Here is a 2468-nt window from a genome sequence, read left to right on the forward strand (position 1 = left end):
ATCCTTGTTGATAGCGCAATTCACGCGCCTGAAGGACAAAAGAATCCCCGTCCTTTAGGGCGGGGAGTATGTCAAATAGTGATAGAAGTTACGCAGTTGAAGATTTAAATCCTCGTAGCTCGGCGATTCATCACAATTCCCAACGCCCGATGAATCGGGTAACTACAGCAGAGACGCCATCAGGGAGTTCGTAGGGAACAACGATCGTTGTTCCCTACACGCAGCCGAAGATCTCCGATTGGATAAGTTTTGTCCTAACGCAAGTGAATCAGGACTGGTAGTCGGGTGATTTATCACCCGTACTACAAACCCAACTGCGTAACTCCTAAGTGAATCAGAGAAATAAGTAGACATTTACCAATAATTCTAACCTACGCGAAGTTCCCAAAGTCCCCCTGATAAGGGGGATTTAGGGGGTTGGCTGTGCATTGGAAGTGTCTAAATAGTTCTAAAATCTACTATAATAAACAGTAGCTTTTGATTTATCACCCCTTTTCCATGTCCCATCATAACAACTGGATTCCTTTCGTTTGGAGAATCTCACATGACTGATTGCATTGCCGATGGTGGCTTCAGCGCTGCGCCAATCTATGTGACCGACCTAGAACGCTGCCAACCCGCAGACCGACTCTCTTCCGGCGGCGGAGTCCACCGCTGGCAAGCCATTCCCTATGAGGCTGAAGGTTTCTCCGGCGTCATGCTAAAGGCGGGTCCAGAAACTCGTGCGCCGGAGGTTCGCTACCCATTAAGCATGACCGGCTGGCACGCAATCTCTATTGGAATACACCCAACCAGCGAGGAGGGACTTCCTCAAGCACTCGTCAAGTTAAGCGGCGACGACACCTATTCCGTGCTTACGTGGGACACCGGCGGTCATCACCTACGGCGCAAGCAGCTCCAAGAGATTTTCTGGAAGGTCGCTGACCTGAACGAACAAGCGGTTGACTTCTGCCAACTGATGCGCCGTATTGATCCGGGTGACGGCTTCGGTTCGGTGCAATGCGGCGGTGTACGCATCGCCTACATCAAACTCGTTCCACTTACACCGACCGAAGTTGAGACACTACACGTCGAACAAGGGGGCGGTGCACACCGACGTCTGTTTGCGCATAACGACTCACACGGGCCTCACTTCCTCTATCGTCCTACCTCCGCTGAAGAATTACGCCGTGAGATTGAGGTGTATCGAGACACCGACTTTTCACGCATGTATTGGGAGAGCGGAAGCGGTGATGTCCTGCATTATCCCACCAAAATTGGACGTACGCCCGATATTCCTAATATCACAGAGTTTGCGCGGGTCGGCGACCGACTGGTAGCGGAAAGCTGGCGCAGCTATCTCAAGGCAGGACTTGACCCCTTCGCAATAGCGCTCGAACACACACACGCTATCGGTCTTGAGTTTCACGCAGCCTATCGGCTGGCGGGGTGGACCTACCCACCGCCGCTCGACCACAATTTCCGAGGAGGGTATTACCAGAACCATCCAGAGCTACACTGTGTTGACCGAGATGGAAAGCGCTTGCCGCGACTCTCCTACGCCTTTCGTGAGATACAGGACTACTGTCTTGCACTGCTACGCGAAATGGCTGAATACCCGATCGATGGAATTTGCCTGCTCTTCAACCGACGACCACCCTACATCGCATACGAAACACCGTTACTTGAGGCTTTTGCAGCCACTCACGGCAGTGACCCGCGAGAACTTGCCGAGACAGATCCAACGTGGCTTGAGTTTTGCGCAGGAGTCATGACAGACTTCATGCGTCGTGTGCGCGAGGAGATGGATGCTATTTCTCATGAACAAGGACGGGGGCGGAGGATTGAGGTATCCGCGTGTGTGTTGGGCTTGGAGGAGGAGAATCGATACTTTGGTCTTGATGTCGCTGCTTGGGCGAAGGAAGGATTGATCGATGTCCTGATTCCGTACAGTCCAGCGCCACTCGCAATGCCAACCGAAGAGGACATCTGGTCAAGTCCATCACAGCTTGAGCCTTTCACCCGTGCGACTCAGGGAACTTCATGCGTACTGGCACCGAATGTCATGCCCCGCCATCAGAGTCCCGAAGATTTTCGGCGCAACGCCTATATGCTCTACGGCGCAGGCGCAGATCGCCTCTTTTTCTGGGATAGCGCCGGTCCAGGTGGCAGAGCAAATTATCAGCCGATGTGGAACGCACTACGCCGTCTTGGGCATCGTGAAGAAATTGCGGAGTGGGTGCAGGCGGGGACACCCGCGCTTGGCGATTGGACGAAACCGCTGCTCGCTCTCGGTGATTGGGACATGACTGTGATTGCTCCAGGGTAGCTGAACGGTTCTACTTCTCGCTCCAGAGGAGCGATATGTTTATAGGATGTGTGCTAAATTTGCATAAATCTGTTCATCAGTTTATAGTAAACACGAGAAATAAGGAGACATTTACCAAGAACTCCGACCCGATCGAAGTTTCCGAAGTCCCCCTGACAAG

General features: G+C 52.7%; 1 protein-coding gene. It reads left to right on the forward strand.

Features of this window, described 5'->3' with window-relative positions:
• Positions 1 to 544: 544 nt before the first annotated feature.
• A complete protein-coding gene (locus J4G02_14065) occupies positions 545 to 2308 on the forward strand; it encodes a hypothetical protein (GenBank protein ID MCE2395700.1) in 1764 nt (587 codons plus the stop codon).
• Positions 2309 to 2468 lie beyond the last annotated feature (160 nt).

Source organism: Candidatus Poribacteria bacterium, assembly GCA_021295755.1.
GTDB lineage: Bacteria > Poribacteria > WGA-4E > WGA-4E > PCPOR2b > PCPOR2b.